This is a genomic window from Neorhizobium sp. S3-V5DH (assembly GCF_004343065.1).
GTDB lineage: Bacteria > Pseudomonadota > Alphaproteobacteria > Rhizobiales > Rhizobiaceae > Neorhizobium > Neorhizobium huautlense.
Genome location: NZ_SMCL01000023.1, coordinates 25,819 through 50,425 on the forward strand (window position 1 = coordinate 25,819; position 24,607 = coordinate 50,425).

Consider the following 24,607-nt stretch of genomic DNA (forward strand, 5'->3'; position numbering starts at 1 on the left):
CGGAGGGCGTTACTGCGTCGGTTCGAGCAGCTTACTGCAGCGTGCGGGGCATGGCCTGCAGGTCGGCCGGAGCCCCGGCGGCTGCGCCCGCCTGATCGCCGTCGAGGCCGGTCGCCACGACCGAGACGCGGAACTTGCCGTCCAGATTGCGGTCGAAGATTGCGCCGACGACGATATCGGCGTCGTCCATGACTTCGTCGCGGATGCGGCTCGCCGCCTCGTCCACTTCGAAAAGCGTCATATCGGAACCGCCGGAGATCGATATGAGCACGCCCTTGGCACCCTTCATCGAGATGTCGTCGAGCAGCGGGTTGGCGATCGCGCCTTCCGCGGCAAGCAGAGCGCGTCCGTCACCGGAAGCTTCGCCCGTGCCCATCATTGCCCGGCCCATGCCCTTCATCACCGACTTCACGTCGGCGAAGTCGAGATTGATCAGGCCTTCCTTGACGATCAGGTCGGTGATGCAGCCGACGCCTGCGAACAGGACTCGGTCGGCGGTCATAAAGGCGTCGGCGAAGGTCGTCTTGGCGTCGGCGATGCGGAAGAGGTTCTGGTTCGGGATGACGATCACCGTATCGGCTGCCCGGCGCAGTTCCTCGATGCCGGCTTCTGCCGTCTTCATGCGGCGATTGCCTTCGAAGGTGAAGGGTTTCGTCACGACGCCGACCGTCAGGATGCCGGCACTGCGTGCCGCCTGGGCGATCACCGGTGCAGCACCCGTGCCCGTGCCGCCGCCCATGCCGGCCGTTACGAAGCACATATGCGAACCGGAAAGGTGATCCATGATCTCGTCGATCGACTCTTCGGCGGCCGCCCGGCCAATCTCCGGCAGCGACCCCGCCCCGAGCCCTTCCGTCACATGTGCGCCAAGCTGGATGCGGCGGGAGGCCTTGGAGGTGGCAAGCACCTGAGCATCCGTATTGGCGGCAACGAAATCGACCCCTTCGAGCTCTTCCGCAATCATGTTGTTGATCGCATTGCCGCCACCGCCACCGACGCCGATCACGGTGATCTTCGGCCGCATCTCGGTAATCTGGTATTTCTTGCCGTCCGTCATCGCAATCTCCTTGGCATCGGCTCCGCCGCCCGAGCGGCCCCGTCGGCCGTCCGAATCACATGTATTTTAGCTGTGCAACAAGGCAGAGGCTTGGCGAAAGAACAAGCTCTGAAACGGAGCGGCGGAAAACCGAGAATTTTCCACATGCACACGGAACATTTTGCGCATCCGATTATTGTGAAGAGTCTGATCACAAAAATGAGAAAACGAGAGAGGAGCATCGCGTATCATGCCTACGTCTGCCGCACGCGCGTCCGTCCCATCCCCGGATGAACATATTCTTACCGTGCAGGAGGCGCTCGAGCCGCTCTTCCTGGCGCTCGAAGAAGAAGCCGAGATCAAAATGGTCGCCGCCGCAGTCAAGGCCGGATGGTCGGTCGAAGATGCCGTCGCGGCCATCGATGAACTGCGCCGGACAGAACTGCTGCCTGGCGATTTGACGCATTGACCCATCACAAAAACTCGTTCGCCTGCTCCGTCAGGATGCCCTAGATCTACCGCATTGCACGCAAGCGGAGACAGAAAGCTCATGGCGATCAGGAATATCTGCATCTATGGCGCCGGCGCCCTCGGCGGAGCCTTTGCCGCAAAGCTCGCAAACACGCTTGGCGACGAGGTCAATGTTTCGGTCATCGCCCGCGGTGCACATCTGGCGGCGATCCAGGAAAACGGCCTCACCGTGGTGAAGACCGGTGAAGGAGGTTCGCTCAACGTCAGGCTTGCCGCCACCAGCGATCCCAAGGAACTGCCGAAACAAGATCTCGTCATCACCGGCATGAAGGGCCATCAGCTCGCGGATGCGGCCGAAGGCCTTGCCAGTCTGCTCAAGGACGGAACACGCATCGTGCCGGTCGTCAACGGCATTCCCTGGTGGTACTTCCACCGGGATGAGGAAAGCGGCCACGCGGAACGCCAATTGCCGGAGCTTGACCCCGATGGCAAGCTCTGGCGGCTCGTCGGACCCGAACGGGTGATCGGTTGCGTCGCCTATCAGGGCGGAGAAGTGGTTGAGCCCGGCATGGTCCGCCTCTACGGGGACGGTCGTTTCTTCCTCGGCGAGCCTTCGGGCGAGCTTTCACAAGACCTTGTGTCCGTCTCCGAACTTCTCGGCCGCGCCGGCATCACGATCGTGCCGACACAACGCATCCGTGATGCGATCTGGACGAAGCTGATGGGGAATGCCGCCTACAATCCGATCAGCGCGCTTACCCGTGCCCGGATGGACAGGATGATGGAGAATAGGCTCCTCGTCGAGCAGATCAGCAAGGTCATGACCGAAACGAGAGCGGTTGGCGAAGCGCTTGGCGCGGTCTTCAACGGCAGCGTCGATGAACAGTTGAACCGTTCCGGCGGCTTCGGCCCGGTGAAAACCTCGATGCTTCAGGATTTGATCGCCGGCAAACCTCTCGAAATCGGCCCGCTGACCGGCATGGTCGTTGCACTCGGAAAACTTACCGGCGTCGCCACGCCGACCTGCGAGACGGTGCTGGCGCTCACCACTCAGCTCGACCACGAGAACCTAAGAGATTGATTCATCGTATTGAGGATGTGAATCCGAAAACGCCGGCAAGCGTCTGAAAGCCATTGAAGATGCCAGCGCTTACCGGCATCTTCTTGGGCGAAACGATCACTTCTTGACCTGCTCTGCCCAGTTGGGAGCATTGCTCTTGCCGTCGAGAAATGGCAGCACGGTCGCGGTCATGGCGGGAGACGCAAAGGCCTCGTAGTGCGTCAGGTCGGGCAGGATCGCCAGCCGGTACTTCGACATGTTTTCCCGCATCCATCCGGCATCCCTCAGACCGCCGCCAAGCTTTTGATAAAACTCCACGATATGTTCCGGGCGAACCATATCGCTGTCGCCGAAAACCAGCATGACCGGCATCGTCAGCTTCGGGATCGCATCGGAATAGTCATAATCACGGCGCATCAGATCGCCCATCGCGTCAAGCAGCCTTGGGAATTCCGAAACGTCCGGCGCAACGGCCTTGTAGGAGATGAACATCGGCGTGTCCTTCATCATCTCCGCCATGCCAGCCCCAACCGATTCCTGCTGCGGAATCATCTCGGGGAAGAAGCCTTTCCTCGCGAAGGGAGCGGACGCTATCACGAGCCTCCGCACCTTATCCGGCGATTGAGCCGCCATCTGGAGCGCGACGCCGCCGCCCATGGAATAACCCAGCACGTCGACCTGCTTGTAACCGAGTTCGGAAACCAGTTTGCCCATGTCGGCGCCCATGGCTTCCAGAGAAATAGGCCGCTTGCCGAGCGGCGTGCGGCCGTGCCCCTGAAGATCGACGCCGATCACCTGACGGTGTCCAGTGAGCATGGGCATGACCGGGGCAAACATATCGATCGAGCCGAGACCGCCGTGCAGAAGGAGGAGCGGTTCGCCCTCACCCCGGATCTCATAATAATAGCGAATGCCACCCGTCTCGATATGGCCCTTCCTGGAGGGTTCGGTCGCTACCGGTTGGTTCACCGAGGGCGCGGATTGTTCCGCCTTGACAACGGTCGGCGTGACCGATGCAGCGATGGCAGCAATTACAACCGCAAATATCCTGCTCGACATGGCTTCCTCCTCTAAGGATCATTTGATGATGCCCCAAGGACGGGGAAGCGGAAAGAAAGCCGACAGGCGCCGACAAAAAATCGCGCAAAAAGAAATCCCGCCGCGAGGAGACGACGGGATATTCAGTCGGAGGTCAAATATTATTGTTGTTTTACGGCGGCTGCAGGGGACGAAAGCCGCCTTGTTGAACTCCCGGCGACATATTACTGGATCGCCTGCGAGTTCGAAGTTCACGGGACTAACCCATAAGTAACCGCGAGGTTCCATAATTCGTTAAGGGCGGTACATTAGAATAGTCAAACTTTCCATATTGGCATCAGCGAGGCAGTGATGACCGCTCCCGGCTTCCGTTTTACCCACTACGATCTGAAACTGCAGCGGGCAGGTACCGTGATCGAAGTGACGTTGAACGCGGTCAACAACGTGCGGCTGCTGACCGCCGTCAACTTCCAGCGCTTCACAGAGAAGCTGGATTTTAAATATGTGGGCGGCATCGCCAAGAAATCGCCGATCCGGCTTGTCATCCCGGAAAACGGCCATTGGCATCTGGTGGTCGATATGGAAGGCCATCACGGCCTGGCTGACTCTTCCGTCAAACTTGTCGCCGCGCCGGGAGCGGCTGCCACTCACAAGCAGGCATCCTGATCGCCTCTGCGAAAATCACCCGGCATTCCGCTCCTTGCGAAGCTTGGCCCACCAGTCGAGCCTTTTTCTGATCTCGCGCTCGAAACCTCGTTCCGGAGGGTCGTAGAACGTTTGCCGCCCCATCTTTTCCGGAAAATAGTCCTGACCGGAAAAGGCGTCCGGCTCGTCGTGGTCGTAGCGATAGCCTTCTCCATATCCCTCGCCTTTCATGAGCTTTGTCGGCGCATTGAGGATATGTTTCGGCGGCAGAAGCGAGCCATTTTCCTTTGCAGCGCGGGTTGCCGCCTTGAACGCCGTGTAGACCGCGTTCGATTTCGGTGCGGTCGCCAGATAGACGCAGGCCTCGGCGAGGGCCAACTCTCCCTCCGGCGAACCAAGATAGTCGTAAGCATCCTTGGCGGCATTGCAGATGACCAGCGCCTGGGGATCGGCTAGGCCGATATCTTCCACCGCCATCCTGACTAAGCGGCGCCCAAGATAAAGCGGGTCCTCGCCGGCATCGAACATGCGAGCCAGATAATAAAGTGCGGCATCGGGATCCGAACCACGCACCGATTTATGCAGTGCCGAAATGAGGTTGTAGTGACCGTCCTGAGCCTTGTCATAAACGGGAGCACGACGTTGAACGATCCGGATGAGGCCTTCGGTATCGAATACCTCTCCTTCCCGCGCTGCCCGCCAGACCTCTTCGGCCAGTGTCAGCACCGCTCGGCCATCTCCGTCGGCCATGCGGATCAGGCTGGCCCGCGCATCTGGATCGAGCGGCAGCGGTCTTCCCTCCACCTGCTCGGCGCGCTGCAGCAGTTCCATCAGGCTCTCTTCGTCATGCGGCCGGAAGGTCAGAACCCTGGCGCGCGACAGGAGAGCCGCATTCAGCTCGAAGCTTGGATTTTCCGTCGTCGCGCCAACGAGAATGACCGTGCCATCTTCCATGACCGGCAGAAAACTGTCCTGCTGGGCACGATTGAAGCGATGGATCTCATCAACAAAGAGCAGAGTCTGCCGGCCGTCCATGCGGCGCATCCGCGCCGCCTCGAAGACCTTTTTCAGGTCCGCCACGCCGGAAAAGATCGCGGAAATCTGTTCGAAGGCGAGCCCCGCCTCTCCCGAGAGCAGCCGCGCCACCGTCGTCTTGCCCGTTCCCGGAGGTCCCCAGAAAATCATCGAACCGAGCGAGCCCGAAGCGATCATCCGGCGCAGGACGCCGTCATCACCCGTCAGATGCGGCTGGCCCGTCACCTCATCCAGCGTCTTCGGCCGCAGACGATCCGCGAGAGGCCGCCGGCTGGCGACCTCGTCTGGAACCCGCGACGCGAAAAGATCGCCGCTCATCTGAAGAACTGCCGGATACGCTGGCCCTTGCGCTCGATCTCGACCCGCCAGAACCCAGGATCCTCATCCAGCATGCCTTCCAGAGCCTTGGTCGAGGTGACGGTCGTGCCGTTCAGAGAGATCACGATATCACCTGGCTCGAAGCCGTAACGGGCAGCAGGCGAGCCGCGCGCCACATCCGTGACGACGACACCCGCCTTTTCTGCCGGGATGCGAAGTTCCGTCGCAAGTTTCGGCGAAAGATTGGCGACATGCAGGCCCGCGAAGGGATGACGGCCTTCGAGCAGGCGATCATCCGGCGGCGTGGTCTCCGGAGCGGTGTTGAGGGCGATCGTCACCTGCCGGTGGCCGTCCGCAGTCTGGACATCAAGCATCGCCTGCTTGCCGAGTCCTGCCGTCGTCAGACGGTAGCCCAGCGCATCCGGATGTTCGACGGCGATGCCGTTGACGGCGGTCACCACCTCGCCCGGTTTCAAGCCGGCCCGATCGGCGGGTCCGCCTTCGACCAGGCGCACCACCAGAGCGCCACGGGCCGTCTTCAGTCCAAGGGCTTCGGCGACATCGGAGGTGACGGCATCGAATGTCGCGCCGACATAAGGCCGCTCGAAGCTGGTCTTTCCTTCGGCGGCCGAAGCAAGGAACACTTTGACGAGATTGGCGGGGATTGCAAAACCGACGCCGTTCGAGCCGCCGCCGCGGGAGAAGATGGCCGTATTGATCCCGATCAGTTCGCCGTTCATGTTTATCAGCGCGCCGCCGGAGTTGCCGGGGTTGATGGACGCGTCGGTCTGAATAAAGAACCCGAAATCGCCCGTGGTGACCTGGTTGCGTGCCAGTGCCGAAACGATGCCGCTCGTGACGGTTTGACCGACGCCGAACGGGTTGCCAATGGCCAGCACCAGATCGCCGACCTCCACGTGGTCGGAATCGGCGACCGGCAGAACCGGGAACTGCTCCTTCGCCTTGATGCGCAGCACGGCCAGATCGACCCTTTCGTCCTTCAGCATCACGTCGCAGGCGAACTCGCGGCCGTCGGCGAGCGCGATCTTGATGTCGTCGGCGCCTTCGATGACGTGGTTATTGGTCACCACCAGACCATCTGCCGAAAGAATGACGCCCGAACCGAGGGACGACTGCTTCTCTGTGCGGTTCGGCATGCGCTGTCCGAAGAACTGCTCGAAGAAGGGATCGCCCGCAAACGGATTGACGCGCTGCACGACCCGCTCGGCGTAGACATTCACGACGGCACCCGCCCTCTGCTTGACCAGAGGCGCGAAGGAAAGCTGCATCTCCTGGCGGCTTTGCGGAACCGTCTTCTGTTCCTGCGCCATTGCCGGGACAGGACATAGAAGCGCCAGGACGAAAAGGCCGGTCGAAACGCGTTTGAAAACGCTCAGCATGTGATTCCTCACTTTATGAAACCCGTTCGATTTGTAGCGCGGAAGGCTGGAAAAGAAAGGTGGCCGAATCACGGAGAGATCGGCGGAAACGGTAAGGTTACCCGGTACTATATAAAGCCTGCCGCAGCGGAAGCCATGGCGTCCGGCGAGAGACCTCCGTCCTTGTTGTCCGGCTTTAGCGCATCCTTTGGTGTTGTGGAACGTTCCTGGATTTCTCCAGTCAGCATCAGGAGTGCAAGCATGAGATATATTTCGATCGCAACCGCGCCGGCCGGGCTTTTTATCGGCTTTGCCTTGTGGGCGGCGCCGACAGCCTCCGCGGCAAGCTTCGACTGCGACCGCGCCAATCTCGCGGTAGATGAAAAGGTGATCTGCGATACGAGGTCGCTCAACGACGCGGACGTGAAGATGGTGACCACCTTCGACATTCTCGTAAACCTGCTGCCCATGGGCAACCGCGACAAGCTTCAAGAGGAACAGAGCGCCTGGCTCAAGAAGCGTCAGTCCTGCGGCGAAGACATCGAATGCATCCGAACCGCCTATGCCGAGCGGATGAAGCAGCTCGACGAAGCCTACAGGAACTTGAGCAGGCCGCTGTGACGACGACCCAGCTTCAATCTCCTATTCAGGCAATATCCGCACGGCGCCCTTATCGGCGCTGGCGGCGAAGGCGGCATAGGCTTTCAGCGCGGTCGTGACGTTGCGCTTGCGGGGAACCGCCGGCTTCCAGCCAAGCGCTTCCTGCTCATGGCGGCGGGCGGCAAGTTCGGCATCGGAAACCGCAAGATGGATGGTGCGGTTCGGAATGTCGATCTCGATGATGTCCCCCTGACGGACCAGACCGATCGCGCCACCCTGGGCGGCTTCCGGCGAAGCATGGCCGATCGAAAGGCCGGACGTACCGCCCGAAAAGCGGCCGTCGGTGATCAGCGCGCAAGCCTTGCCGAGCCCCTTCGACTTCAGGTAGCTCGTCGGATAGAGCATTTCCTGCATGCCCGGTCCGCCCTTTGGCCCTTCGTAACGGATGACGACGACGTCGCCTGCCTTCACCTCATTGCCGAGAATACCTTTTACCGCGGCGTCCTGGCTTTCGAAAACGACGGCCGGGCCGCTGAACTTCAAGATGCTCTCGTCGACACCGGCGGTCTTCACGATGCAGCCGTCCAAGGCAATATTGCCGTAAAGGACTGCAAGCCCCCCATCCTTCGAGAACGGATGTTCGACCGAGCGGATGACGCCCTTCTCGCCGTCGGCATCCAGATCGTCCCAGCGCGAGGACTGGCTGAAGGCGACCTGGGTGGGGACGCCGCCAGGTGCCGCGCGGAAGAACTCGCGCACCGTTTCGCTGTTAGTGCGGGTGATATCCCAGCGGTCGATCGCATCTCCCAGCGTGGTCGCATGGACCGTGCCGCAGTCGCGATTGAGCAGGCCTCCGCGATCCAGTTCGCCCAGAATGCGCATGATGCCGCCGGCGCGGTGGACGTCCTCCATATGCACGTCGCTCTTGGCCGGTGCGACCTTGGAGAGGCACGGAACCTTGCGCGACAGCCGGTCAATATCCTCCATGCCGAAGTCGATGCCGCCTTCATAGGCAGCGGCGAGAATATGCAGCACGGTATTGGTCGAACCGCCCATGGCGATGTCGAGCGACATGGCGTTTTCGAAAGCCTCCTTGGTGGCGATCGAACGCGGCAGAACGCTTTCGTCCTCCTGTTCGTAGTAGCGGCGGGCGAGATCGACGATCAAATGGCCGGCTTCGACGAAAAGGCGCTTGCGGTCGGAATGGGTGGCGAGCGTGGAGCCGTTGCCCGGCAGCGACAGGCCGAGCGCTTCGGTCAGGCAGTTCATGGAATTGGCGGTGAACATGCCGGAGCACGAGCCGCAGGTCGGACAGGCCGAACGTTCGATCGCCTGGACATCAGCGTCGGAAACAGCCTCGTCGGCGGCGGCAACCATCGCGTCGACCAGGTCCAGCGCTACAGTCTTGCCATGCAGGACAACCTTGCCGGCTTCCATCGGGCCGCCGGACACGAAGACCGCCGGAATGTTGAGGCGCATGGCGGCATTCAGCATGCCGGGGGTGATCTTGTCGCAGTTGGAAATGCAGACCATGGCGTCGGCGCAGTGGGCATTGACCATGTATTCCACCGAGTCGGCGATGATTTCGCGCGACGGCAGCGAATAGAGCATACCGTCGTGGCCCATGGCGATGCCGTCATCGACGGCGATCGTGTTGAATTCCTTGGCGACGCCTCCGGCAGCCTCTATCTCGCGGGCGACGAGCTGGCCGAGATCCTTGAGATGCACATGGCCTGGGACGAACTGGGTGAAGGAGTTGACGACGGCGATGATCGGTTTGCCGAAATCGCTGTCTTTCATCCCGGTGGCACGCCAGAGCCCGCGCGCGCCAGCCATGTTGCGGCCATGGGTCGTGGTTCTGGAGCGATAAGCAGGCATGGTGTTGTCCTCGATGTCTTTCGGGTGTGCAACAGTCTACCGCTTTCCCGGCGGCCGCGCAAAAACCCTTAGTTTTGCGGCTTTCCTACCGCAAAGGGCAATGAGTGTCACTATCATGACAGGCCAAAGCGGTACGGTTGCCCGCTAGCCTATCTCTGCCGAAGCTCGTCCGGATGTATGCCGAAGTGATCGAGGATCACATGCAGGTTCCGGCGATGCGACTTGAAGAAGAGGTCGAAGACATCGCCCGCCAGAGGCACGCTGCCGAGGATGGAATCGGCTGCGACATTGCCGAGCATCCGCGCGAGCTTCGCCGGCGGCAGGCCGAGCCTGCGGGCTTCATTGACGATATAAAGACCGACCAGGGCGCCGCCGGCATCGCCGACGAGTGGAACGAGGCCGAGGACCGAATCCGCGCCGAAGCGGATTCCGGTCCCGGGAATGCGGATTGCCGTATCCATCAGCCGCGCGATCGCCGCCAATCGGCGCAGGCGCCGCAGATGTTCTGCGCGATCGGTGAATTCGCCGTCCGTCCTCGCGTCCCAGCTGCGTGTCGTCATCCGCCATCTCCTATCGCAGGCTTTGTCACCCTACGGTGAGAACCCTTAAACCGGAGATGGGGTTCCCGGCATGCCTTTTCCATACCGAAAGCGATCGTTTCCTCACGCAAACGTGGTCCGCCGCAATCTTTGCGATGCTGTGAAACCTTTCCGTTCCGCGTTACGTATAGGAAGAAAAGGCACCTGTGCCTTGAGAGGAGATTTCGTCATGTCCGCCCATCGTCCGCCGCATATTCCGGCCTCGGAAATCACACCGCGCGAGATCTACATGTCCCGCCGAAGCTTCATGGGGACGGCGGCTGCCGGCCTCCTCATCGGCGGCACCGGCGGTGCGCTGGCGGCACCACTTACCGCCTCGCCCAGCGCTTTCAAAGTGGACGAACCACTGACGCCCAAGGAAGCCGTGACCGCCTACAACAATTTCTACGAATTCGGCGTCAACAAGGAGGATCCGTCGCAGAATGCAGGGGAATTCAAGCCGACCCCGTGGACCGTCAAGGTCGACGGCTTGGTCGGCAAGCCGAAGGAGTTCGGTCTCGAAGAACTCATGAAGATACCGCTCGAAGACCGCACCTATCGGATGCGCTGCGTCGAAGGCTGGTCGATGGTCATTCCCTGGATCGGCTTCCCTCTTTCGGCCCTGCTCGATCAGGTGGAACCGCTCGGCAGCGCCAAATATGTCGCTTTCGAAACGGTCGTGCGGCCGGAGGAGATGCCCGGCCAGAAAGGCTTCTTCCAACCTCTGCCCTGGCCCTATATCGAAGGCCTGCGGCTTGACGAAGCCCGGCATCCCCTGACTATTCTTGCGGTCGGCCTCTATGGCGAAACGCTGCCGAACCAAAACGGTGCCCCGATCCGTCTCGTCGTGCCATGGAAATATGGCTTCAAGAGCATCAAATCGATCGTCAAGATCTCGCTGGTCGAACAGCAGCCGCAGACGACCTGGAAGAACGCCAATGCGCGTGAATACGGCTTCTATTCCAACGTCAATCCGGCGGTCGACCACCCCCGGTGGAGTCAGGCGACCGAACAGCGGATCGGCGAAGGCGGCTTCTTCGGCGCAGGGCGCCGGCCGACCCTGCCGTTCAACGGCTATGCAGAGCAGGTGGCAAGCCTCTATGCAGGCCTCGACCTCAAGGCGAACTATTGAGAATGGCGGTCCTCCCCACCCTGCCCCGCCGATATCACTCCGCCAGCATCTGGATGCTCTATGTGATCGGACTCTGTCCCGCCGCCTGGTATTTCTACCTGGCGGCCACCGGCGGGCTGGGCTTCAACCCCGTCAAGGAATTCGAGCATCTCCTTGGCATCTGGGCGCTGCGCTTCATCATCGCGACGCTCGCGATCACCCCGCTGCGCGATCTCGCCGGCATCAACTGGATCCGCTACCGGCGCGCACTTGGGCTTCTCGCCTTCTATTACGTCCTGATGCATTTTTCGGTCTATGCACTGCTCGACCTCAGGCTCGACCTCGGGGCGGTCGGCGGCGACATTGCGAAGAGGCCTTACATCACCATCGGATTTGCTTGCCTCCTGCTCCTCCTCCCGCTCGCACTCACCTCCAACAACTGGTCTATCCGTAAGCTCCAGCAGGGCTGGAACAAGCTTCACAAGCTCGTCTACCTGATCGCGGCCGGCGGTGCGTTCCACTATGTGCTCGCGGTCAAATCGGTTACACTGGTGCCGTTCATCCACGTTGCGCTCGTCGTCCTGTTGCTCGCTTACCGCCCGCTGCGGCGACCGGTTCTCAACTGGAGGCGCGGCAAGCCTGCCTTACGGCCAGCACGTTAAACGGAGGAATACGACAGAGTTGACGTTTCACGGGGCCGTGACGACTATCCCGCGATGGGAAGAAATGCCGGTAACCAAGTGGAGCCGACAGCGGTCCTCGACCCCGACGGTCTGGGCCAGGGCTGGTGGATAGACTTGCTTTGGTGGTGGCGTTTCCGGCAAAGTCGGCGGAGTGCCATTTCCTGGTTCAAGCCGACGCCGGCCGATGAGGACCGGATAGGACGCCATCCGCAAATCCAACGTTTCGGCGACGTCACAATCGCCACCGCACAATTTGACGGCAAACAGTGGATCGCCCGGGAGCGCGACTGGTTCGGTTGGCCGGATCCCCCGCGTTACGCGTTGTTCGCCCTTCAGGGAGAGGCGATCTGGATGGCGAGGGACTTCGATCGCTGGCCACCCTCCTGGTCCGGACCGCCGACGGCAGACCAGCAACCGCCGGCGACATGATGCGAGCGCCCATCCGATGCAAAGACTGGGCCTCACCGGCGAAATGGTTGTCCCGATAATGGCAAAGGCCGGGCTCGCGCCCGGCCTTTCTTCGGACCGCGGGAAATCGGCCCTGCTGCGCCCTTGGGGGAGGAAGCGCAGATACTAGTATTGAACACCGATGGGAAACGCCGTTCATTGATGCAGCTCAAACATCGGCACAACAACGTCAGTGCTGACGCAGAAAAGCCGGGCGTTGCCACCCGGCTTTTTCTAAATTCCGACTATGCGGACAGGATTATGCGGCTTCGGCAGCTTCTGCTTCAGCAGCAACACGAGCCTTGTCGGCTGCGCCCTTGGCGTCGACATCGCGCTCGACGAACTCGATGACGGCCATGGCAGCGTTGTCGCCCTGGCGGAAGCCAGCCTTCATGATACGCAGGTAACCGCCGTTGCGGGTTGCGTAACGCGAGGCAATGGCGTCGAACAGCTTCTTGACGGCGTCCTGATCCTGGATCTGCGAGATCGCCTGGCGGCGAGCGTGCAGGTCGCCGCGCTTGCCGAGGGTGACGAGCTTTTCGACGATCGGACGGATTTCCTTCGCCTTCGGCAGGGTCGTCACGATCTGCTCGTGAGTGATGAGCGAAGCCGCCATGTTGGCGAACATCGCCTTGCGGTGGCTTGCGGTACGATTGAGCTTGCGGCCGGCTACTCCGTGGCGCATGGCTATTCTCCTTTAATGCAGGGACCCACTCTTCTTAGGGCCTGCCGTTTCCTGGCACATACAGACATCCGGATCTTTGGACAAGGTGCCTGCTGTTTGACGGGGAAAGGCAGTCAAAACCTGCCTTTGCTAATTTCAGTACTGGTCTTCGTAGCGCTTGGCGAGATCTTCGATATTTTCCGGCGGCCAGGCGGGAACTTCCATACCAAGATGGAGGCCCATGGATGCCAGAACTTCCTTGATCTCGTTCAGCGACTTGCGACCGAAATTCGGAGTGCGCAGCATTTCCGCCTCGGTCTTCTGGATGAGGTCGCCGATATAAACGATGTTGTCGTTCTTCAGGCAGTTGGCCGAACGGACAGAGAGTTCCAGTTCGTCCACCTTCTTGAGGAGCGCCGGGTTGAACGCCAACTCGGTGACGGATTCTTCTTCGGCTTCCTTCTGCGGTTCGTCGAAATTGACGAACACGCCGAGCTGGTCCTGAAGGATCCGGGCGGCGAAGGCAACAGCGTCTTCGCCTGTGACCGAGCCGTCGGTTTCGATCGTCATGGTCAGCTTGTCATAGTCGAGAACCTGTCCTTCACGGGTGTTTTCCACCTTGTAGGACACCTTCTTGACCGGGGAATAGAGGCTGTCGACCGGGATAAGCCCGATCGGAGCGTCTTCCGCGCGGTTGCGATCGGCCGGAACATAGCCCTTGCCGTTGTTGACCGTGAACTCCATGCGGATTTCTGCGCCCTCGTCGAGTGTGCAGATCACGTGGTCGGGGTTCAGGATCTCAATATCGCCGACCGTCTGAATGTCGCCGGCGGTGACAGCGCCTGGGCCCTGCTTGCGCACGACCATGCGCTTGGCATCGTCGCCATCCATCTTGATGGCGATTTCCTTGATGTTGAGCACGATGTCCGTCACATCTTCCCGGACGCCCGGGATGGAGGAGAACTCATGCAATACGCCGTCGATCTGCACTGCGGTAACAGCAGCACCGCGCAGAGACGACAGAAGCACGCGGCGAAGCGCGTTGCCGAGCGTCAGACCGAAGCCGCGCTCCAGGGGTTCGGCAACCAGCGTTGCCTTGGTACGGCCGGAGGAGGAGAATTCCACCTTGTTCGGCTTGATCAGTTCCTGCCAGTTCTTCTGGATCATGACTAAATACCTTCCGTTCGTTGCCACCATTCAATCGTGGCAACCGAGCATGAGGAACACCGAGAGGAACGAAGATGTTCATCGGCTATATGGGTAAAGCCGCCGAACCTCCGAGAGAGGATCAGGCGGCTATGCCCGAGTCCACGAGAGAGGCCGCCTTTCGGCAGCCCCTTCCATTCCGACGATCAGACGCGGCGCTTCTTGCGCGGGCGGCAGCCGTTGTGCGGGATCGGGGTCACATCGCGGATCGAGGTGATCATGAAGCCGGCAGCCTGCAGAGCGCGCAGAGCCGATTCACGGCCGGAGCCCGGACCGCAAACTTCGACTTCCAGCGACTTCATGCCATGCTCCTGAGCCTTCTTGGCGCAGTCTTCGGCAGCGATCTGAGCCGCGAACGGGGTCGACTTGCGCGAACCCTTGAAGCCCTTGGCACCAGCAGACGACCAGGCAATGGCATTGCCCTGCGCGTCAGTGATGGTGATCATCGTATTGTTGAAGGTTGAATTGACGTGAGCTACGCCCGACGTGATATTCTTGCGTTCGCGGCGGCGAACGCGGGTGGCTTCCTTGGCCATATTATCCCTTTCGTTGATCTCTGCACCGCCGTAATTCCAGCGGCTCCACCTTGGAGTGATCCATAAACGTCACGGCGAGCAGCGGCAACGCCCCTACCCACCAAGACCGATCACCCAAAATTACTTCTTCTTGCCAGCAATCGCCTTAGCCGGCCCCTTGCGGGTACGGGCGTTGGTGTGCGTGCGCTGACCGCGAACCGGAAGGCCGCGGCGATGACGCAGGCCGCGGTAGCAGCCGAGGTCCATCAAGCGCTTGATGTTCATCGAGGTTTCGCGACGAAGATCACCTTCGACCTGATAGTCGCGGTCGATGGTTTCGCGGATCTGAAGGACTTCCGAGTCCGTCAGCTGATGGACGCGCTTCTCAGCCGGAATACCGACCTTTTCCACGATTTCCTGCGCAAATTTTGTGCCGATCCCGTGAATGTAGGTCAGCGCGATAACGACGCGCTTCGCAGTCGGGATGTTGACGCCAGCGATACGTGCCACGCCTATTCTCCTTGGTTCCAGTTGCCATCCGGCAAGTGGTACTTCTTCTATGAGAGCAGCCACTCAGCGGCCGCCAGTTCAAACGCCATACGGAACAGGTCAAAACGACCGGTCCCGGATGTCCTTGCGGGAAATCCGCGCCGATCGCTCAATAGCTGTCGCGAGTTGGCGCGGTGTTTAGCGGAATCAGCGCCGAAATGCAACCACTCCGCCCAAGATTCTTTAACAGATCGATGACGGCCTCCTAAAGAGCCGCCAGGATTGCCTCGATATCAGCCGTGACCTCGTCGATCTCGGCCATGCCATCCACAACCTTGAGCTTGCCCTTGGCGTGGTAATAACCGATCAGCGGCGAGGTCTCCTTGTAATAGACCTCGAGACGCTTGGTCATGGTCTCGGCATTGTCGTCCGGCCGGCGCTTGAAATGCGTCGAGCCGCACTTGTCGCAGACGCCCTCGCTTGCCGGCTTCTTGTCCGTATCGTGATAGACCGTACCGCACTGGGCGCAGGAATACCGGCCCGATACGCGGCGAACGAGCTCTTTGTCGTCCACTCGCAGCTCGATGACCACGGAAAGATCGAGGCCCTTCGACCGCAACATTTCCTCGGTCGCATCGGCCTGGACGAGCGTGCGGGGGAAACCGTCGAGGATAAAGCCGTTGGCGGCATCCGCCTGGTCGATTCGCTCGGAGACGATCGCGTTGACGATGTCGTCGGACACGAGGTTGCCTGCGTCCATAACCGCCTTGGCGCGCTTGCCGACTTCCGTCTCGGCGGCCACCGCGGCCCGAAGCATGTCCCCCGTGGAGAGCTGCGGTATGCCGTGCTTCTCCACGATCCGCTGGGCCTGGGTTCCCTTACCCGCGCCCGGCGGCCCCAAAAGAATCAATCTCATCGTCCCCTCTTTCCTCCGCGCAGTTTCGACTTCTTGATCAGACCCTCATACTGCTGCGCAATGAGATGTCCCTGAATCTGTGCAACCGTATCGAGGGTTACACTGACAACGATCAAAAGCGAAGTACCACCAAGGGCTAATGGCACGCCCGTGCGGGCAACCAGGAACTCCGGCAGGATGCAGACGAAGACGAGGTAAATCGCGCCGACCACCGTGATGCGGGTCAGCACGTAATCGATGTATTCGGCTGTGCGCTCGCCCGGACGGATGCCGGGAATGAAGCCGCCATGCTTCTTCAGATTGTCCGCCGTATCCTTCGGATTGAAGACGATGGCGGTATAGAAGAAGGCGAAGAAGGCGATCAGCATGCCGTAGAAGAGCATGAACAGCGGCTGGCCGTGACCGAGCGCAGAAATGATCATGGTCGCCCAGTTCGGGAGCTGGCTGTTGCCGGCAAAGCCTGCCGCTGTCGCCGGCAGAAGCAGCAGCGACGAGGCAAAGATCGCCGGGATGACGCCCGAGGTATTGAGCTTCAACGGCAGGTGCGACGTATCGCCCTGGAACATGCGGTTGCCGACCTGGCGCTTCGGATACTGGATCAGAAGGCGGCGCTGGGCACGCTCGACAAACACGATCAGGGCGATGACCCCGATGGCCACCACGATGACAGTGAGAATCAGCGCCGTCGGAAGGGCGCCGGTGCGGCCGAGTTCCAGTGTGCCGGCCAGTGCGGTCGGAAGACCTGCGGCAATGCCCGCGAAAATGATCAGCGAAATGCCGTTGCCGATGCCGCGCGAGGTGATCTGCTCGCCGAGCCACATCAGGAACATGGTTCCGCCGAGGAGCGTCACAACAGTGGAAATGCGGAAGAACCAGCCCGGATCCGCGACGATCCCCTGCCCGCTCTCAAGGCCGACGGCGATACCATAGGCCTGCAAGGTGCCGAGCAGGACGGTGCCGTAACGGGTGTACTGGTTAATGATCTTGCGGCCTGCCTCGCCTTCCTTCTTGAGGTTCTCAAGCGAAGGCACGACCGAGGTCATCAGCTGCACGATGATCGACGCGGAAATATACGGCATGATGCCGAGGGCGAAGATCGCCATGCGCTCGACGGCGCCGCCGGCAAACATGTTGAAGAGGCCGAGAATGCCGCCAGCCTGGCCGCGGAAAGCCTGAGCGTAGGCTTCGGGGTTCAGGCCCGGAAGCGGGATATGCGTGCCGAGGCGATAAACAAGCAATGCTGCAAGGGTAAACCACAGCCGCTTTTTGAGGTCCTCCGCCTTGGCGAAGGTGGAAAAATTCAGATTGGAGGCAAGTTGTTCCGCTGCAGAAGCCATGCAATTCTCCGCCCGACCAAATCTCCGGCGGCGGGGGAAATGCCGGACCCGGAAAGCAGTCTAAAAATTCTGGTTCAAAAAAACCGGGCGCGGAGATTGCGACGCAATCGGATGCCTCACCCTGTTTTCCGTATGATCCCGGTCAGGCGACCAACAGGATCGCTTCGGGATCGTGAGGCTCACATATGGAGATAAAATCGCCCGGTGTGAAGCTCAAACCGGGCGACTTTCAAACGATTTATTCCGCCGCAGCTTCAGCTACAGCGAGAAGCTTCACCGAACCGCCGGCCTTTTCGATCTTTTCGACGGCAGCTTTGGAAGCGCCGGCAACTTCGATCGATACCTTAGCCTTCAGTTCGCCGTCGGACAGGATGCGCACGCCGTCCTTCGGGCGACGGATGACACCGGCAGCCTTGAGGGCAGCCGCGTCGATCGTGGCCTTCGGGTCGAGCTTCTTAGCATCGATCGCGGTCTGGATACGGCCGAGCGAAACGACGACGTAGTCAGAGGCGAAGATGTTGTTGAAGCCGCGCTTCGGCAGGCGGCGATAGATCGGCATCTGGCCGCCTTCGAAGCCGTTGATCGCAACGCCGGAACGGGCCTTCTGACCCTTCACGCCGCGACCACCGGTCTTGCCCTTGCCGGAACCGATACCGCGACCGACGCGGATACGATCCTTGGTGGCGCCTTCGTTGTCCTTGATCTCATTCAGTTTCATGGTCAATTCCTCCGTCTCACTTCTCGTCGACAACGCGAACGAGATGCTGGACAGCCCGGATCATGCCACGAACGGAAGGAGTGTCTTCCAGGGTGCGGACCCGGTGCATCTTGTTGAGGCCCAGACCAACCAGCGTTGCGCGCTGGACAGCCGGACGGCGAATAGGCGAGCCGATCTGTTCGACCGTGATCGTCTTTGCTTCAGTCTTCTTCGTAGCCTTGGCCATGGATCAGACTCCTCTTATTCTTCAGACGCGTTGCCGGAAGCGGCGCGGCGAGCCTGCAGCGTGGCGTATTTGAGACCACGCTGAGCTGCAACGTCCTTCGGATGCACCTGATGCTTCAGGGCGTCGAACGTGGCGCGAACCATGTTATAAGGGTTCGACGAACCGGTCGACTTGGCGACAACATCGTGCATGCCAAGGGTTTCGAAAACGGCGCGCATCGGGCCGCCGGCGATGATGCCGGTACCGGCCTTGGCGGAGCGCAGCAGAACCTTGCCGGCGCCGTGACGGCCGTTGACGTCGTGATGCAGCGTACGGCCATCGCGCAGCGGTACGAAGATCAGTTCGCGCTTGGCAGCTTCAGTTGCCTTGCGGATGGCTTCCGGCACTTCGCGTGCCTTGCCATGGCCAAAGCCAACGCGGCCCTTCTGGTCGCCAACGACGACGAGGGCTGCGAAACCAAAACGACGGCCGCCCTTGACGACCTTGGCGACGCGGTTGATCGCGACCAGCTTGTCGACGAATTCGCTATCGCGCTCTTCGCGGCTCTGGCGATCTTCGCGCTGGCCTCTTCTTTCTTGTGCCATTGTCCTTTTCCTTTTTCTTTTCCGGGTGCAACGGGCAATTTCCGGGAGCCAACCATCCCCTGTCCATGAAGGACTAAGATGGAACGACTGATGATTGCGGCAGAACCGCGTTTCGCCCGGCCTCCCCTCTCTGAAGGAAACCGGGCGAAAATTCTTAGAAGCTCAGACCGCCTTCGCGGGCAGCTTCGGCGAGCGCCTTGATGCGGCCGTGATAGATGAAGGCGCCGCGATCGAACACGACTTCCTTGACACCGGCCTTGGCGGCACGTTCGGCTACCAGCTTGCCGACGGCGGCAGCAGCCGCGACGTCAGCGCCGGTCTTCAGCGCCGAGCGCAGATCAGCGTCGAGCGTGGAAGCGGCAGCAAGAGTGCGGCCGGCCACGTCATCGATGACCTGGACATAGATGTTCTTCGACGAGCGATGAACCGACAGGCGCGGACGGCCGTTGGCAACCGCCTTGATCTGGCGGCGCACGCGGCTCGCGCGCTTTGCAAGTGCTTGTTTCCTGCTAGCCATTTCGCGTGATCCTTACTTCTTCTTGCCTTCCTTGCGGACGATCCGTTCCTCGGCGTACTTGACGCCTTTGCCCTTGTAGGGCTCCGGACCGCGGTATTCGCGGATTTCCGCGGCAACCTGACCGACCTGCTGCTTATTGATGCCGGTCACGACGATTTCCGTCGGCTTCGGAACGGCAATGGTGATGCCCTGCGGCGGTTCATAGACCACGTCATGGGAGAAACCGAGCGCCAGCTGCAGGTTCTTGCCCTGCATGGACGCGCGGTAACCGACGCCGTTGATCTCGAGCTTGCGCTCAAAACCGTCCTTTACGCCCTTGAAGATGTTTTCGATCATCGTGCGGGACATGCCCCACTTGGAACGAGCATCCTTCGAATCGTTGACCGGGGTCACCGAAACGGCATTGTCTTCGAGTGCCAGCTTGATCTCGTCGTTTGCGACGAAGAACAGCTCGCCCTTCGGGCCCTTGGCAGTCACTTTCTGGCCATCAACAGTGGCCGTGATCCCTGCAGGAACCTGAACGGGCTTTTTACCGATACGAGACATGTTTCAATCCTGTCTGTTCGTTATGGAGTTCCCCTGCTCAAGTCTTAGAAGACCGAGCAGAGAACCTCGCCACCAACGTTCTGTTCGCGAGCCTGGTGATCGGCCATCACGCCCTTCGGGGTCGAAAGGATGGTGATGCCGAGGCCGTTCGCGACCTGCGGAATGGACTTTACCGAGACATAGACCCGGCGGCCCGGCTTGGAGACGCGGCCGATCTCACGGATCACCGACGCACCTTCGTAGTACTTGAGTTCGATTTCGATTTCGGACTTGCCGTTACCGTAATCGATTTCCGAATAACCGCGGATGTAGCCTTCCGCCTGCAGAACGTCGAGGACGCGAGCGCGCAGCTTGGAAGCCGGCGTGCTTACGGTCGACTTGCGGCGAGCGGCACCATTGCGGATACGGGTGAGCATATCGCCCAAGGGATCAGTCATGGTCATCTAACGATCTCCTTACCAGCTCGACTTGACGATGCCCGGCACTTTGCCGAGGTTGCCAAGCTCACGAAGCGCGATACGCGACATCTTGAGCTTGCGATAGAAAGCGCGCGGGCGACCGGTGACTTCGCAACGGTTGCGGATACGCGTCTTCGAGCCATCGCGCGGCAGCGAAGCGAGCTTGATAGTTGCTTTGAACCGCTCTTCGATCGGAAGGTCCTGGTTCATGATGGTCGCCTTCAGAACAGCGCGCTTGGCAGCGTGCTGAGCGACGGTCTTGCGGCGGCGCTTGTTCTTTTCAACTGCGCTGGTTTTCGCCATATCGGGAGTTCCTTTTTAACGCTCGTCGTTACGGTTACTGACGGAACGGGAAGTTGAACTCTTTCAGAAGAGCCCGCGCTTCGTCGTCGTTGGTCGCCGTCGTGCAAACGATGATGTCCATGCCCCACATCTGATCAACCTTGTCGTAGTTGATCTCAGGGAACACAATGTGTTCCTTGATGCCCATAGCGAAGTTGCCACGGCCGTCAAAGCTTTTCGGATTCAGGCCGCGGAAGTCGCGAACGCGCGGAAGCGCGATGTTGACCAGGCGATCCAGGAATTCATACATGCGGGCGCCGCGCAAAGTGACCTTCGCGCCGATCGGCATCTGTTCGCGGACCTTGAAGCCTGCGATCGAGTTGCGAGCGCGCGTGATGACCGGCTTCTGACCGGCGATCGCTGCGAGGTCTGCAGCAGCAACGGTTGGCTTCTTCGAGTCAGCCGTCGCTTCGCCAACGCCCATGTTGATCACGATCTTGTCCAGCTTCGGGATCATCATCTCGTTTGCGTAGGAGAACTGCTCCTTCAGCGCGCCGCGGATGCGGGAAACATATTCCTTCTTGAGCCGCGGCTCATATTTTGCCTCAGCCATCGATCACATCTCCCGTACGCTTGGCCACACGCACCTTCTTGCCGTCGACAACGGAGAAGCCAACACGGGTCGGCTTGCCGTCTTTCGCGGCGATCGCGATGTTCGACAGGTGAATGGAAGCTTCCTTGTTGATGATGCCAGCTTCCTGCGTCTGAGACTGACGCTGGTGGCGCTTCACCATGTTGATGCCACGCACGACGGCGCGGTCTTCCTTCGGCAGAACCTGAAGCACTTCGCCAGTGCGGCCCTTGTCCTTGCCGGTCAATACGACGACGTTGTCGCCCTTCTTAATCTTCTGCATGTCTCGCGCTCCCTTACAGTACTTCCGGAGCCAGCGAGATGATCTTCATGTGGTTCTTGGCGCGAAGTTCGCGCGGAACCGGTCCGAAGATACGGGTGCCGATCGGCTCTTTCTTGTTGTCGATGAGGACCGCTGCGTTGTTGTCGAAGCGGATGACGCTGCCGTCCGGACGACGGATGTCCTTGGCGGTACGCACAACAACCGCCTTCATCACATCACCCTTCTTGACGCGGCCGCGCGGGATGGCTTCCTTGATCGAAACGACGATGACGTCGCCGATGGAAGCATACTTACGCTTCGAGCCGCCCAGCACCTTGATGCACATGACACGACGTGCGCCGGAATTGTCCGCCACGTCGAGGTTTGTTTGCATCTGAATCATGTCAGGTCGCCTTTTTCTAATGACCGGCGCTACCGAACGCTGAAAACGTACGGAGCCGGCTTTGGACAGAATTTCGATGTGCGCGGGATGGGTCTTGCCAAGGTGGTTTCCCTGAAAGGGACCTTCCCTGCGCTCAAAGCAAAAGAACGCCCGTTACCGAGCGTCCTGCGCCAATGCGCTGCTTCATACAGATATTTCAGCCAGACGCAAGGGCCTGGCCGAAATCTCTGTAAAATTAAGCCTGGGCGGCAACCACCGTCCAGCGCTTATCCTTGGAGATCGGCGCGCATTCCTCGATGGAAACAACGTCACCAACCTTGTACTGGTTGTTCTCGTCATGCGCCTTGTACTTCTTGGAACGGCGGACCGTCTTTTGAAGCAGCGGATGCGCGAATCGGCGCTCTACCCGGACAACAACGGTCTTCTCGTTCTTGTCGGAAACGACTACGCCCTGCAGAATGCGTTTCGGCATATTATTCTTCCTTAAGCCTTGGCTTCTGCCGCCTTCTGGCGGGCAATGGTTTTCACGCGGGCGATATCCTTGCGGACTTCGTTGATGCGCGAGGACTTTTCCAACTGACCGGTGGCCTTCTGGAAGCGCAGGTTGAACTGCTCCTTCTTGAGGTCGGCGAGCTTGTCCTTGAGCTGATCGGCCGTGAGGCCGCGTACGTCTTCGGCTTTCATCGTGCCTTCTCCTTACTCTGCGATGCGCTGTACGAAGCGCGTCTTGACCGAGAGCTTGGCGGCGCCGAGACGAAGCGCCTCGCGGGCGAGCTCCTCCGAAACACCATCGATCTCGAACATCATGCGGCCGGGCTTGACCTTGCAGGCCCAGTATTCGACAGAGCCCTTGCCCTTACCCATACGCACTTCGGTCGGCTTCGCGGTCACCGGAACGTCCGGGAATACGCGGATCCACACACGGCCGGCGCGCTTCATGGCACGCGTGATCGCGCGGCGGGCCGCCTCGATCTCGCGGGCGTTGACGCGGTTGGGTTCCTGGGACTTCAGGCCGAATTCGCCGAAGGCCAGATCGAAGCCGCCCTTGGCCACACCCTTGATGCGACCCTTGAACTGCTTGCGGTACTTGGTACGCTTTGGCTGCAACATTTTCTTACTTCTCCGAGCTTATCTTTCGCCAGCGTTGATCAAGCGTTTTCGCGTTCGCGGCGACGATCACCACGATCGCCACGGTCACGTTCACGGCTTGCCGGACCCTGCGCGTCGCCTTCCAGCGCGCGACGTTCGGAAGCCATCGGATCGTGCTCAAGGATTTCGCCCTTGAAGATCCAGACCTTGATGCCGCAGATGCCGAATGCGGTTTCGGCTTCCGCCGTACCGTAGTCGATGTCAGCGCGCAGCGTGTGAAGCGGAACGCGACCTTCGCGGTACCATTCCGTACGGGCGATTTCGGCACCGCCGAGACGGCCGGCGCAGGTGATCTTGATGCCTTCGGCGCCAAGACGCATGGCGGACTGAACAGCACGCTTCATCGCACGGCGGAAAGCCACGCGGCGCTCGAGCTGCTGAGCGATCGACTGGGCGACGAGCGTCGAGTCGATTTCCGGCTTGCGCACTTCGACGATGTTGAGGTGCGTTTCCGAATTGGTCATCGTGGCGATCTTCTTGCGAAGCTTCTCGATGTCCGCACCCTTCTTGCCGATGATCAGACCCGGGCGAGCCGAGTGGATCGTAACGCGGCACTTCTTGTGCGGACGCTCGATGACCACTTTGGCGATACCGGCTTGCTTCAGCTCCTGCATCAGGTAGGCGCGGATCTTCAGATCCTCATGGAGGAGCTGGCCGTATTCGGCATTGTCGGCGAACCAGCGGCTGTCCCAGGTACGGTTGATGCCGAGGCGAAAACCGATCGGATTAATTTTCTGGCCCATTATGCGGCCTCCCCTTTTTCCTCGACTTCGCGAACGACGATCGTCAGGTGCGCAAACGGCTTCTCGATGCGAGATGCACGGCCGCGGCCACGAGCGTGGAAACGCTTCATCACGATCGACTTGCCGACATAAGCTTCCGAAACGATCAGCGAGTCGACGTCGAGGTCATGGTTGTTTTCGGCATTGGCGATTGCGGACTCAAGAGTCTTCTTCACCGTGCCGGCGATGCGCTTGCGCGAGAATTCAAGTTCTGCAAGCGCGCGTTCGACCTTCTTGCCGCGGATCATGGCGGCAACGAGGTTCAGCTTCTGTGGGCTGACGCGGAGGGTGCGGGCAACTGCCTGCGCCTCATTGTCCTTCAGCCGGCGTTCGGTCTTAGCCTTCGCCATGATTACTTCCTCTTCGCCTTCTTGTCCGCGCCGTGACCGTAATAGGTACGGGTGGGAGCGAATTCACCGAACTTGTGTCCGACCATGTCTTCGTTGACGCTGACCGGAATGTGCTTCGAGCCGTTGTAGACGCCAAACGTCAAACCAACGAACTGCGGCAAGATCGTGGAGCGACGGCTCCACATCTTGATCACTTCACTGCGTCCGCCTTCACGTACCTTCTCAGCCTTCTTGAGAAGATAGCCGTCAACAAACGGACCTTTCCATACTGAACGAGCCATTGAACGACTTCC

General features: G+C 60.3%; 35 protein-coding genes. 7 read left to right on the forward strand and 28 right to left on the reverse strand.

What is annotated here, in order from left to right; translation table 11 throughout:
- Window positions 1–31: 31 nt before the first annotated feature.
- A complete protein-coding gene (gene ftsZ / locus EDE09_RS23295) occupies window positions 32–1,057 on the reverse strand; it encodes a cell division protein FtsZ (RefSeq protein ID WP_105374430.1) in 1,026 nt (341 codons plus the stop codon).
- 229 nt (window positions 1,058–1,286) lie between these two features.
- Between ftsZ and EDE09_RS23300 the strand changes: the two genes are divergently transcribed.
- Together EDE09_RS23300 and EDE09_RS23305 are read left to right on the forward strand one after the other, a co-directional pair.
- Entirely contained in the window at window positions 1,287–1,505 is a 219-nt protein-coding gene (locus tag EDE09_RS23300) for a hypothetical protein (protein WP_112796712.1), read from the forward strand.
- An 81-nt stretch (window positions 1,506–1,586) separates the two neighbouring features.
- Window positions 1,587–2,588, forward strand: coding sequence for a 2-dehydropantoate 2-reductase (locus tag EDE09_RS23305; RefSeq protein WP_132413039.1), 1,002 nt, complete (start codon window positions 1,587–1,589; stop codon window positions 2,586–2,588).
- Between the two features lie 96 nt (window positions 2,589–2,684).
- Here the strand turns inward: EDE09_RS23305 and EDE09_RS23310 are convergent, their stop codons facing one another.
- Window positions 2,685–3,626 (reverse strand): alpha/beta hydrolase, encoded by a 942-nt coding sequence (locus EDE09_RS23310; RefSeq protein ID WP_132413041.1) that lies wholly within the window; start codon window positions 3,624–3,626, stop codon window positions 2,685–2,687.
- A 330-nt stretch (window positions 3,627–3,956) separates the two neighbouring features.
- On the opposite strand from EDE09_RS23310, the gene EDE09_RS23315 reads away from it, so the two are divergent.
- Entirely contained in the window at window positions 3,957–4,271 is a 315-nt protein-coding gene (locus EDE09_RS23315; RefSeq protein WP_105374426.1) for a DUF1883 domain-containing protein, read from the forward strand.
- 15 nt (window positions 4,272–4,286) lie between these two features.
- Here the strand turns inward: EDE09_RS23315 and EDE09_RS23320 are convergent, their stop codons facing one another.
- Window positions 4,287–5,603 (reverse strand): replication-associated recombination protein A, encoded by a 1,317-nt coding sequence (locus EDE09_RS23320; protein ID WP_105374425.1) that lies wholly within the window; start codon window positions 5,601–5,603, stop codon window positions 4,287–4,289.
- On the reverse strand, window positions 5,600–7,003 hold the full coding sequence (locus EDE09_RS23325) for a DegQ family serine endoprotease (RefSeq protein WP_112796706.1): 1,404 nt from the start codon (window positions 7,001–7,003) through the stop codon (window positions 5,600–5,602). Before EDE09_RS23325 ends, EDE09_RS23320 begins: the two co-directional genes overlap by 4 nt.
- 240 nt (window positions 7,004–7,243) lie before the next feature.
- Between EDE09_RS23325 and EDE09_RS23330 the strand changes: the two genes are divergently transcribed.
- The gene (locus EDE09_RS23330; protein ID WP_207914883.1) at window positions 7,244–7,603 is read left to right on the forward strand and encodes a hypothetical protein; all 360 of its coding nucleotides are present in this window, start codon (window positions 7,244–7,246) and stop codon (window positions 7,601–7,603) included.
- 21 nt (window positions 7,604–7,624) lie between these two features.
- On the opposite strand, the gene ilvD is transcribed toward EDE09_RS23330, so the two are convergent.
- The gene (ilvD, locus tag EDE09_RS23335) at window positions 7,625–9,460 is read right to left on the reverse strand and encodes a dihydroxy-acid dehydratase (protein WP_112796704.1); all 1,836 of its coding nucleotides are present in this window, start codon (window positions 9,458–9,460) and stop codon (window positions 7,625–7,627) included.
- A 149-nt stretch (window positions 9,461–9,609) separates the two neighbouring features.
- Complete coding sequence (locus EDE09_RS23340; protein ID WP_112796702.1) at window positions 9,610–10,020, reverse strand: DUF4112 domain-containing protein; 411 nt, start codon at window positions 10,018–10,020, stop codon at window positions 9,610–9,612.
- A gap of 208 nt (window positions 10,021–10,228) precedes the next feature.
- Between EDE09_RS23340 and msrP the strand changes: the two genes are divergently transcribed.
- From msrP to EDE09_RS23355, 3 genes are all read left to right on the forward strand, one after another.
- Window positions 10,229–11,170, forward strand: coding sequence for a protein-methionine-sulfoxide reductase catalytic subunit MsrP (gene msrP, locus EDE09_RS23345; RefSeq protein ID WP_112796699.1), 942 nt, complete (start codon window positions 10,229–10,231; stop codon window positions 11,168–11,170).
- Window positions 11,171–11,172: 2 nt separating this feature from the next.
- A complete protein-coding gene (gene msrQ, locus EDE09_RS23350) occupies window positions 11,173–11,811 on the forward strand; it encodes a protein-methionine-sulfoxide reductase heme-binding subunit MsrQ (RefSeq protein ID WP_132413043.1) in 639 nt (212 codons plus the stop codon).
- A 78-nt stretch (window positions 11,812–11,889) separates the two neighbouring features.
- Entirely contained in the window at window positions 11,890–12,261 is a 372-nt protein-coding gene (locus EDE09_RS23355; protein ID WP_245505224.1) for a hypothetical protein, read from the forward strand.
- Between the two features lie 277 nt (window positions 12,262–12,538).
- Here the strand turns inward: EDE09_RS23355 and rplQ are convergent, their stop codons facing one another.
- The 22 genes from rplQ to rpsS all read right to left on the reverse strand — a co-directional run bounded on the left by rplQ (window position 12,539) and on the right by rpsS (window position 24,595).
- Complete coding sequence (gene rplQ, locus EDE09_RS23360; RefSeq protein WP_038585860.1) at window positions 12,539–12,964, reverse strand: 50S ribosomal protein L17; 426 nt, start codon at window positions 12,962–12,964, stop codon at window positions 12,539–12,541.
- Window positions 12,965–13,099: 135 nt separating this feature from the next.
- On the reverse strand, window positions 13,100–14,110 hold the full coding sequence (locus EDE09_RS23365) for a DNA-directed RNA polymerase subunit alpha (protein WP_105374417.1): 1,011 nt from the start codon (window positions 14,108–14,110) through the stop codon (window positions 13,100–13,102).
- Between the two features lie 185 nt (window positions 14,111–14,295).
- A complete protein-coding gene (gene rpsK, locus EDE09_RS23370; protein ID WP_007766864.1) occupies window positions 14,296–14,685 on the reverse strand; it encodes a 30S ribosomal protein S11 in 390 nt (129 codons plus the stop codon).
- A 120-nt stretch (window positions 14,686–14,805) separates the two neighbouring features.
- Window positions 14,806–15,174, reverse strand: a complete 369-nt coding sequence (gene rpsM / locus EDE09_RS23375) for a 30S ribosomal protein S13 (protein ID WP_105374416.1) — start codon at window positions 15,172–15,174, stop codon at window positions 14,806–14,808.
- 244 nt (window positions 15,175–15,418) lie between these two features.
- On the reverse strand, window positions 15,419–16,069 hold the full coding sequence (locus tag EDE09_RS23380) for an adenylate kinase (protein ID WP_105374415.1): 651 nt from the start codon (window positions 16,067–16,069) through the stop codon (window positions 15,419–15,421).
- A complete protein-coding gene (gene secY, locus EDE09_RS23385; protein WP_105374414.1) occupies window positions 16,066–17,406 on the reverse strand; it encodes a preprotein translocase subunit SecY in 1,341 nt (446 codons plus the stop codon). Before secY ends, EDE09_RS23380 begins: the two co-directional genes overlap by 4 nt.
- A 238-nt stretch (window positions 17,407–17,644) precedes the next feature.
- On the reverse strand, window positions 17,645–18,124 hold the full coding sequence (rplO, locus tag EDE09_RS23390) for a 50S ribosomal protein L15 (RefSeq protein WP_105374413.1): 480 nt from the start codon (window positions 18,122–18,124) through the stop codon (window positions 17,645–17,647).
- A gap of 16 nt (window positions 18,125–18,140) precedes the next feature.
- The gene (rpmD, locus tag EDE09_RS23395) at window positions 18,141–18,350 is read right to left on the reverse strand and encodes a 50S ribosomal protein L30 (protein ID WP_006728669.1); all 210 of its coding nucleotides are present in this window, start codon (window positions 18,348–18,350) and stop codon (window positions 18,141–18,143) included.
- Window positions 18,351–18,364: 14 nt separating this feature from the next.
- Window positions 18,365–18,934 (reverse strand): 30S ribosomal protein S5, encoded by a 570-nt coding sequence (gene rpsE, locus EDE09_RS23400; RefSeq protein WP_105374412.1) that lies wholly within the window; start codon window positions 18,932–18,934, stop codon window positions 18,365–18,367.
- 154 nt (window positions 18,935–19,088) lie between these two features.
- A complete protein-coding gene (gene rplR / locus EDE09_RS23405) occupies window positions 19,089–19,451 on the reverse strand; it encodes a 50S ribosomal protein L18 (RefSeq protein WP_105374411.1) in 363 nt (120 codons plus the stop codon).
- 12 nt (window positions 19,452–19,463) lie between these two features.
- The gene (rplF, locus tag EDE09_RS23410) at window positions 19,464–19,997 is read right to left on the reverse strand and encodes a 50S ribosomal protein L6 (RefSeq protein ID WP_105374410.1); all 534 of its coding nucleotides are present in this window, start codon (window positions 19,995–19,997) and stop codon (window positions 19,464–19,466) included.
- A 44-nt stretch (window positions 19,998–20,041) separates the two neighbouring features.
- A complete protein-coding gene (rpsH, locus tag EDE09_RS23415; RefSeq protein WP_105374409.1) occupies window positions 20,042–20,440 on the reverse strand; it encodes a 30S ribosomal protein S8 in 399 nt (132 codons plus the stop codon).
- A 12-nt stretch (window positions 20,441–20,452) separates the two neighbouring features.
- On the reverse strand, window positions 20,453–20,758 hold the full coding sequence (gene rpsN, locus EDE09_RS23420; RefSeq protein WP_105374408.1) for a 30S ribosomal protein S14: 306 nt from the start codon (window positions 20,756–20,758) through the stop codon (window positions 20,453–20,455).
- Between the two features lie 34 nt (window positions 20,759–20,792).
- Window positions 20,793–21,350, reverse strand: a complete 558-nt coding sequence (gene rplE, locus EDE09_RS23425) for a 50S ribosomal protein L5 (protein WP_105374407.1) — start codon at window positions 21,348–21,350, stop codon at window positions 20,793–20,795.
- The gene (gene rplX, locus EDE09_RS23430; RefSeq protein ID WP_105374406.1) at window positions 21,343–21,651 is read right to left on the reverse strand and encodes a 50S ribosomal protein L24; all 309 of its coding nucleotides are present in this window, start codon (window positions 21,649–21,651) and stop codon (window positions 21,343–21,345) included. Before rplX ends, rplE begins: the two co-directional genes overlap by 8 nt.
- Window positions 21,652–21,664: 13 nt before the next feature.
- On the reverse strand, window positions 21,665–22,033 hold the full coding sequence (rplN, locus tag EDE09_RS23435; RefSeq protein ID WP_105374405.1) for a 50S ribosomal protein L14: 369 nt from the start codon (window positions 22,031–22,033) through the stop codon (window positions 21,665–21,667).
- 235 nt (window positions 22,034–22,268) lie between these two features.
- Window positions 22,269–22,505 (reverse strand): 30S ribosomal protein S17, encoded by a 237-nt coding sequence (gene rpsQ / locus EDE09_RS23440; protein ID WP_071008864.1) that lies wholly within the window; start codon window positions 22,503–22,505, stop codon window positions 22,269–22,271.
- An 11-nt stretch (window positions 22,506–22,516) separates the two neighbouring features.
- Window positions 22,517–22,717 carry a 50S ribosomal protein L29 gene (gene rpmC / locus EDE09_RS23445; RefSeq protein ID WP_037151107.1) on the reverse strand — a complete coding sequence of 67 codons (201 nt, stop codon included), beginning with the start codon at window positions 22,715–22,717 and terminating at the stop codon, window positions 22,517–22,519.
- Window positions 22,718–22,729: 12 nt separating this feature from the next.
- Window positions 22,730–23,143: a 50S ribosomal protein L16 gene (rplP, locus tag EDE09_RS23450; protein ID WP_105374404.1), complete on the reverse strand. Its 414-nt coding sequence runs from the start codon at window positions 23,141–23,143 to the stop codon at window positions 22,730–22,732.
- Window positions 23,144–23,181: 38 nt separating this feature from the next.
- Complete coding sequence (gene rpsC / locus EDE09_RS23455) at window positions 23,182–23,925, reverse strand: 30S ribosomal protein S3 (RefSeq protein WP_105374403.1); 744 nt, start codon at window positions 23,923–23,925, stop codon at window positions 23,182–23,184.
- The gene (gene rplV, locus EDE09_RS23460; protein WP_093000487.1) at window positions 23,925–24,314 is read right to left on the reverse strand and encodes a 50S ribosomal protein L22; all 390 of its coding nucleotides are present in this window, start codon (window positions 24,312–24,314) and stop codon (window positions 23,925–23,927) included. The genes rpsC and rplV overlap by 1 nt, the downstream gene beginning before the upstream one ends.
- Before the next feature lie 2 nt (window positions 24,315–24,316).
- A complete protein-coding gene (rpsS, locus tag EDE09_RS23465; RefSeq protein ID WP_029620128.1) occupies window positions 24,317–24,595 on the reverse strand; it encodes a 30S ribosomal protein S19 in 279 nt (92 codons plus the stop codon).
- Between the last annotated feature and the right edge of the window lie 12 nt (window positions 24,596–24,607).

Coding starts and splice junctions, on each gene's coding strand:
- rpsE (WP_105374412.1), bottom strand. CDS start 18,934: ATGGCACAAGAAAGAAGAGGCCAGCGCGAAGATCGCCAGAGCCGCGAA.
- msrP (WP_112796699.1), top strand. CDS start 10,229: ATGTCCGCCCATCGTCCGCCGCATATTCCGGCCTCGGAAATCACACCG.
- EDE09_RS23330 (WP_207914883.1), top strand. CDS start 7,244: ATGAGATATATTTCGATCGCAACCGCGCCGGCCGGGCTTTTTATCGGC.
- rplN (WP_105374405.1), bottom strand. CDS start 22,033: ATGATTCAGATGCAAACAAACCTCGACGTGGCGGACAATTCCGGCGCA.
- rpmC (WP_037151107.1), bottom strand. CDS start 22,717: ATGAAAGCCGAAGACGTACGCGGCCTCACGGCCGATCAGCTCAAGGAC.
- rpsC (WP_105374403.1), bottom strand. CDS start 23,925: ATGGGCCAGAAAATTAATCCGATCGGTTTTCGCCTCGGCATCAACCGT.
- msrQ (WP_132413043.1), top strand. CDS start 11,173: ATGGCGGTCCTCCCCACCCTGCCCCGCCGATATCACTCCGCCAGCATC.
- rplQ (WP_038585860.1), bottom strand. CDS start 12,964: ATGCGCCACGGAGTAGCCGGCCGCAAGCTCAATCGTACCGCAAGCCAC.
- secY (WP_105374414.1), bottom strand. CDS start 17,406: ATGGCTTCTGCAGCGGAACAACTTGCCTCCAATCTGAATTTTTCCACC.
- rplV (WP_093000487.1), bottom strand. CDS start 24,314: ATGGCGAAGGCTAAGACCGAACGCCGGCTGAAGGACAATGAGGCGCAG.
- rpsH (WP_105374409.1), bottom strand. CDS start 20,440: ATGACCATGACTGATCCCTTGGGCGATATGCTCACCCGTATCCGCAAT.
- EDE09_RS23315 (WP_105374426.1), top strand. CDS start 3,957: ATGACCGCTCCCGGCTTCCGTTTTACCCACTACGATCTGAAACTGCAG.
- EDE09_RS23305 (WP_132413039.1), top strand. CDS start 1,587: ATGGCGATCAGGAATATCTGCATCTATGGCGCCGGCGCCCTCGGCGGA.
- rplO (WP_105374413.1), bottom strand. CDS start 18,124: ATGAAACTGAATGAGATCAAGGACAACGAAGGCGCCACCAAGGATCGT.
- ilvD (WP_112796704.1), bottom strand. CDS start 9,460: ATGCCTGCTTATCGCTCCAGAACCACGACCCATGGCCGCAACATGGCT.
- rplF (WP_105374410.1), bottom strand. CDS start 19,997: ATGTCTCGTATCGGTAAAAAGCCCGTTCAGGTTCCTGCAGGGATCACG.
- EDE09_RS23310 (WP_132413041.1), bottom strand. CDS start 3,626: ATGTCGAGCAGGATATTTGCGGTTGTAATTGCTGCCATCGCTGCATCG.
- rpsQ (WP_071008864.1), bottom strand. CDS start 22,505: ATGCCGAAACGCATTCTGCAGGGCGTAGTCGTTTCCGACAAGAACGAG.
- rpsK (WP_007766864.1), bottom strand. CDS start 14,685: ATGGCCAAGGAAGCCACCCGCGTTCGCCGCCGCGAACGCAAGAATATC.
- EDE09_RS23300 (WP_112796712.1), top strand. CDS start 1,287: ATGCCTACGTCTGCCGCACGCGCGTCCGTCCCATCCCCGGATGAACAT.
- EDE09_RS23325 (WP_112796706.1), bottom strand. CDS start 7,003: ATGCTGAGCGTTTTCAAACGCGTTTCGACCGGCCTTTTCGTCCTGGCG.
- rplP (WP_105374404.1), bottom strand. CDS start 23,143: ATGTTGCAGCCAAAGCGTACCAAGTACCGCAAGCAGTTCAAGGGTCGC.
- rplE (WP_105374407.1), bottom strand. CDS start 21,350: ATGGCTGAGGCAAAATATGAGCCGCGGCTCAAGAAGGAATATGTTTCC.
- rpsN (WP_105374408.1), bottom strand. CDS start 20,758: ATGGCGAAAACCAGCGCAGTTGAAAAGAACAAGCGCCGCCGCAAGACC.
- EDE09_RS23365 (WP_105374417.1), bottom strand. CDS start 14,110: ATGATCCAGAAGAACTGGCAGGAACTGATCAAGCCGAACAAGGTGGAA.
- EDE09_RS23340 (WP_112796702.1), bottom strand. CDS start 10,020: ATGACGACACGCAGCTGGGACGCGAGGACGGACGGCGAATTCACCGAT.
- rplR (WP_105374411.1), bottom strand. CDS start 19,451: ATGGCTAGCAGGAAACAAGCACTTGCAAAGCGCGCGAGCCGCGTGCGC.
- rpmD (WP_006728669.1), bottom strand. CDS start 18,350: ATGGCCAAGGCTACGAAGAAGACTGAAGCAAAGACGATCACGGTCGAA.
- rplX (WP_105374406.1), bottom strand. CDS start 21,651: ATGCAGAAGATTAAGAAGGGCGACAACGTCGTCGTATTGACCGGCAAG.
- rpsS (WP_029620128.1), bottom strand. CDS start 24,595: ATGGCTCGTTCAGTATGGAAAGGTCCGTTTGTTGACGGCTATCTTCTC.
- ftsZ (WP_105374430.1), bottom strand. CDS start 1,057: ATGACGGACGGCAAGAAATACCAGATTACCGAGATGCGGCCGAAGATC.
- EDE09_RS23380 (WP_105374415.1), bottom strand. CDS start 16,069: ATGAGATTGATTCTTTTGGGGCCGCCGGGCGCGGGTAAGGGAACCCAG.
- EDE09_RS23320 (WP_105374425.1), bottom strand. CDS start 5,603: ATGAGCGGCGATCTTTTCGCGTCGCGGGTTCCAGACGAGGTCGCCAGC.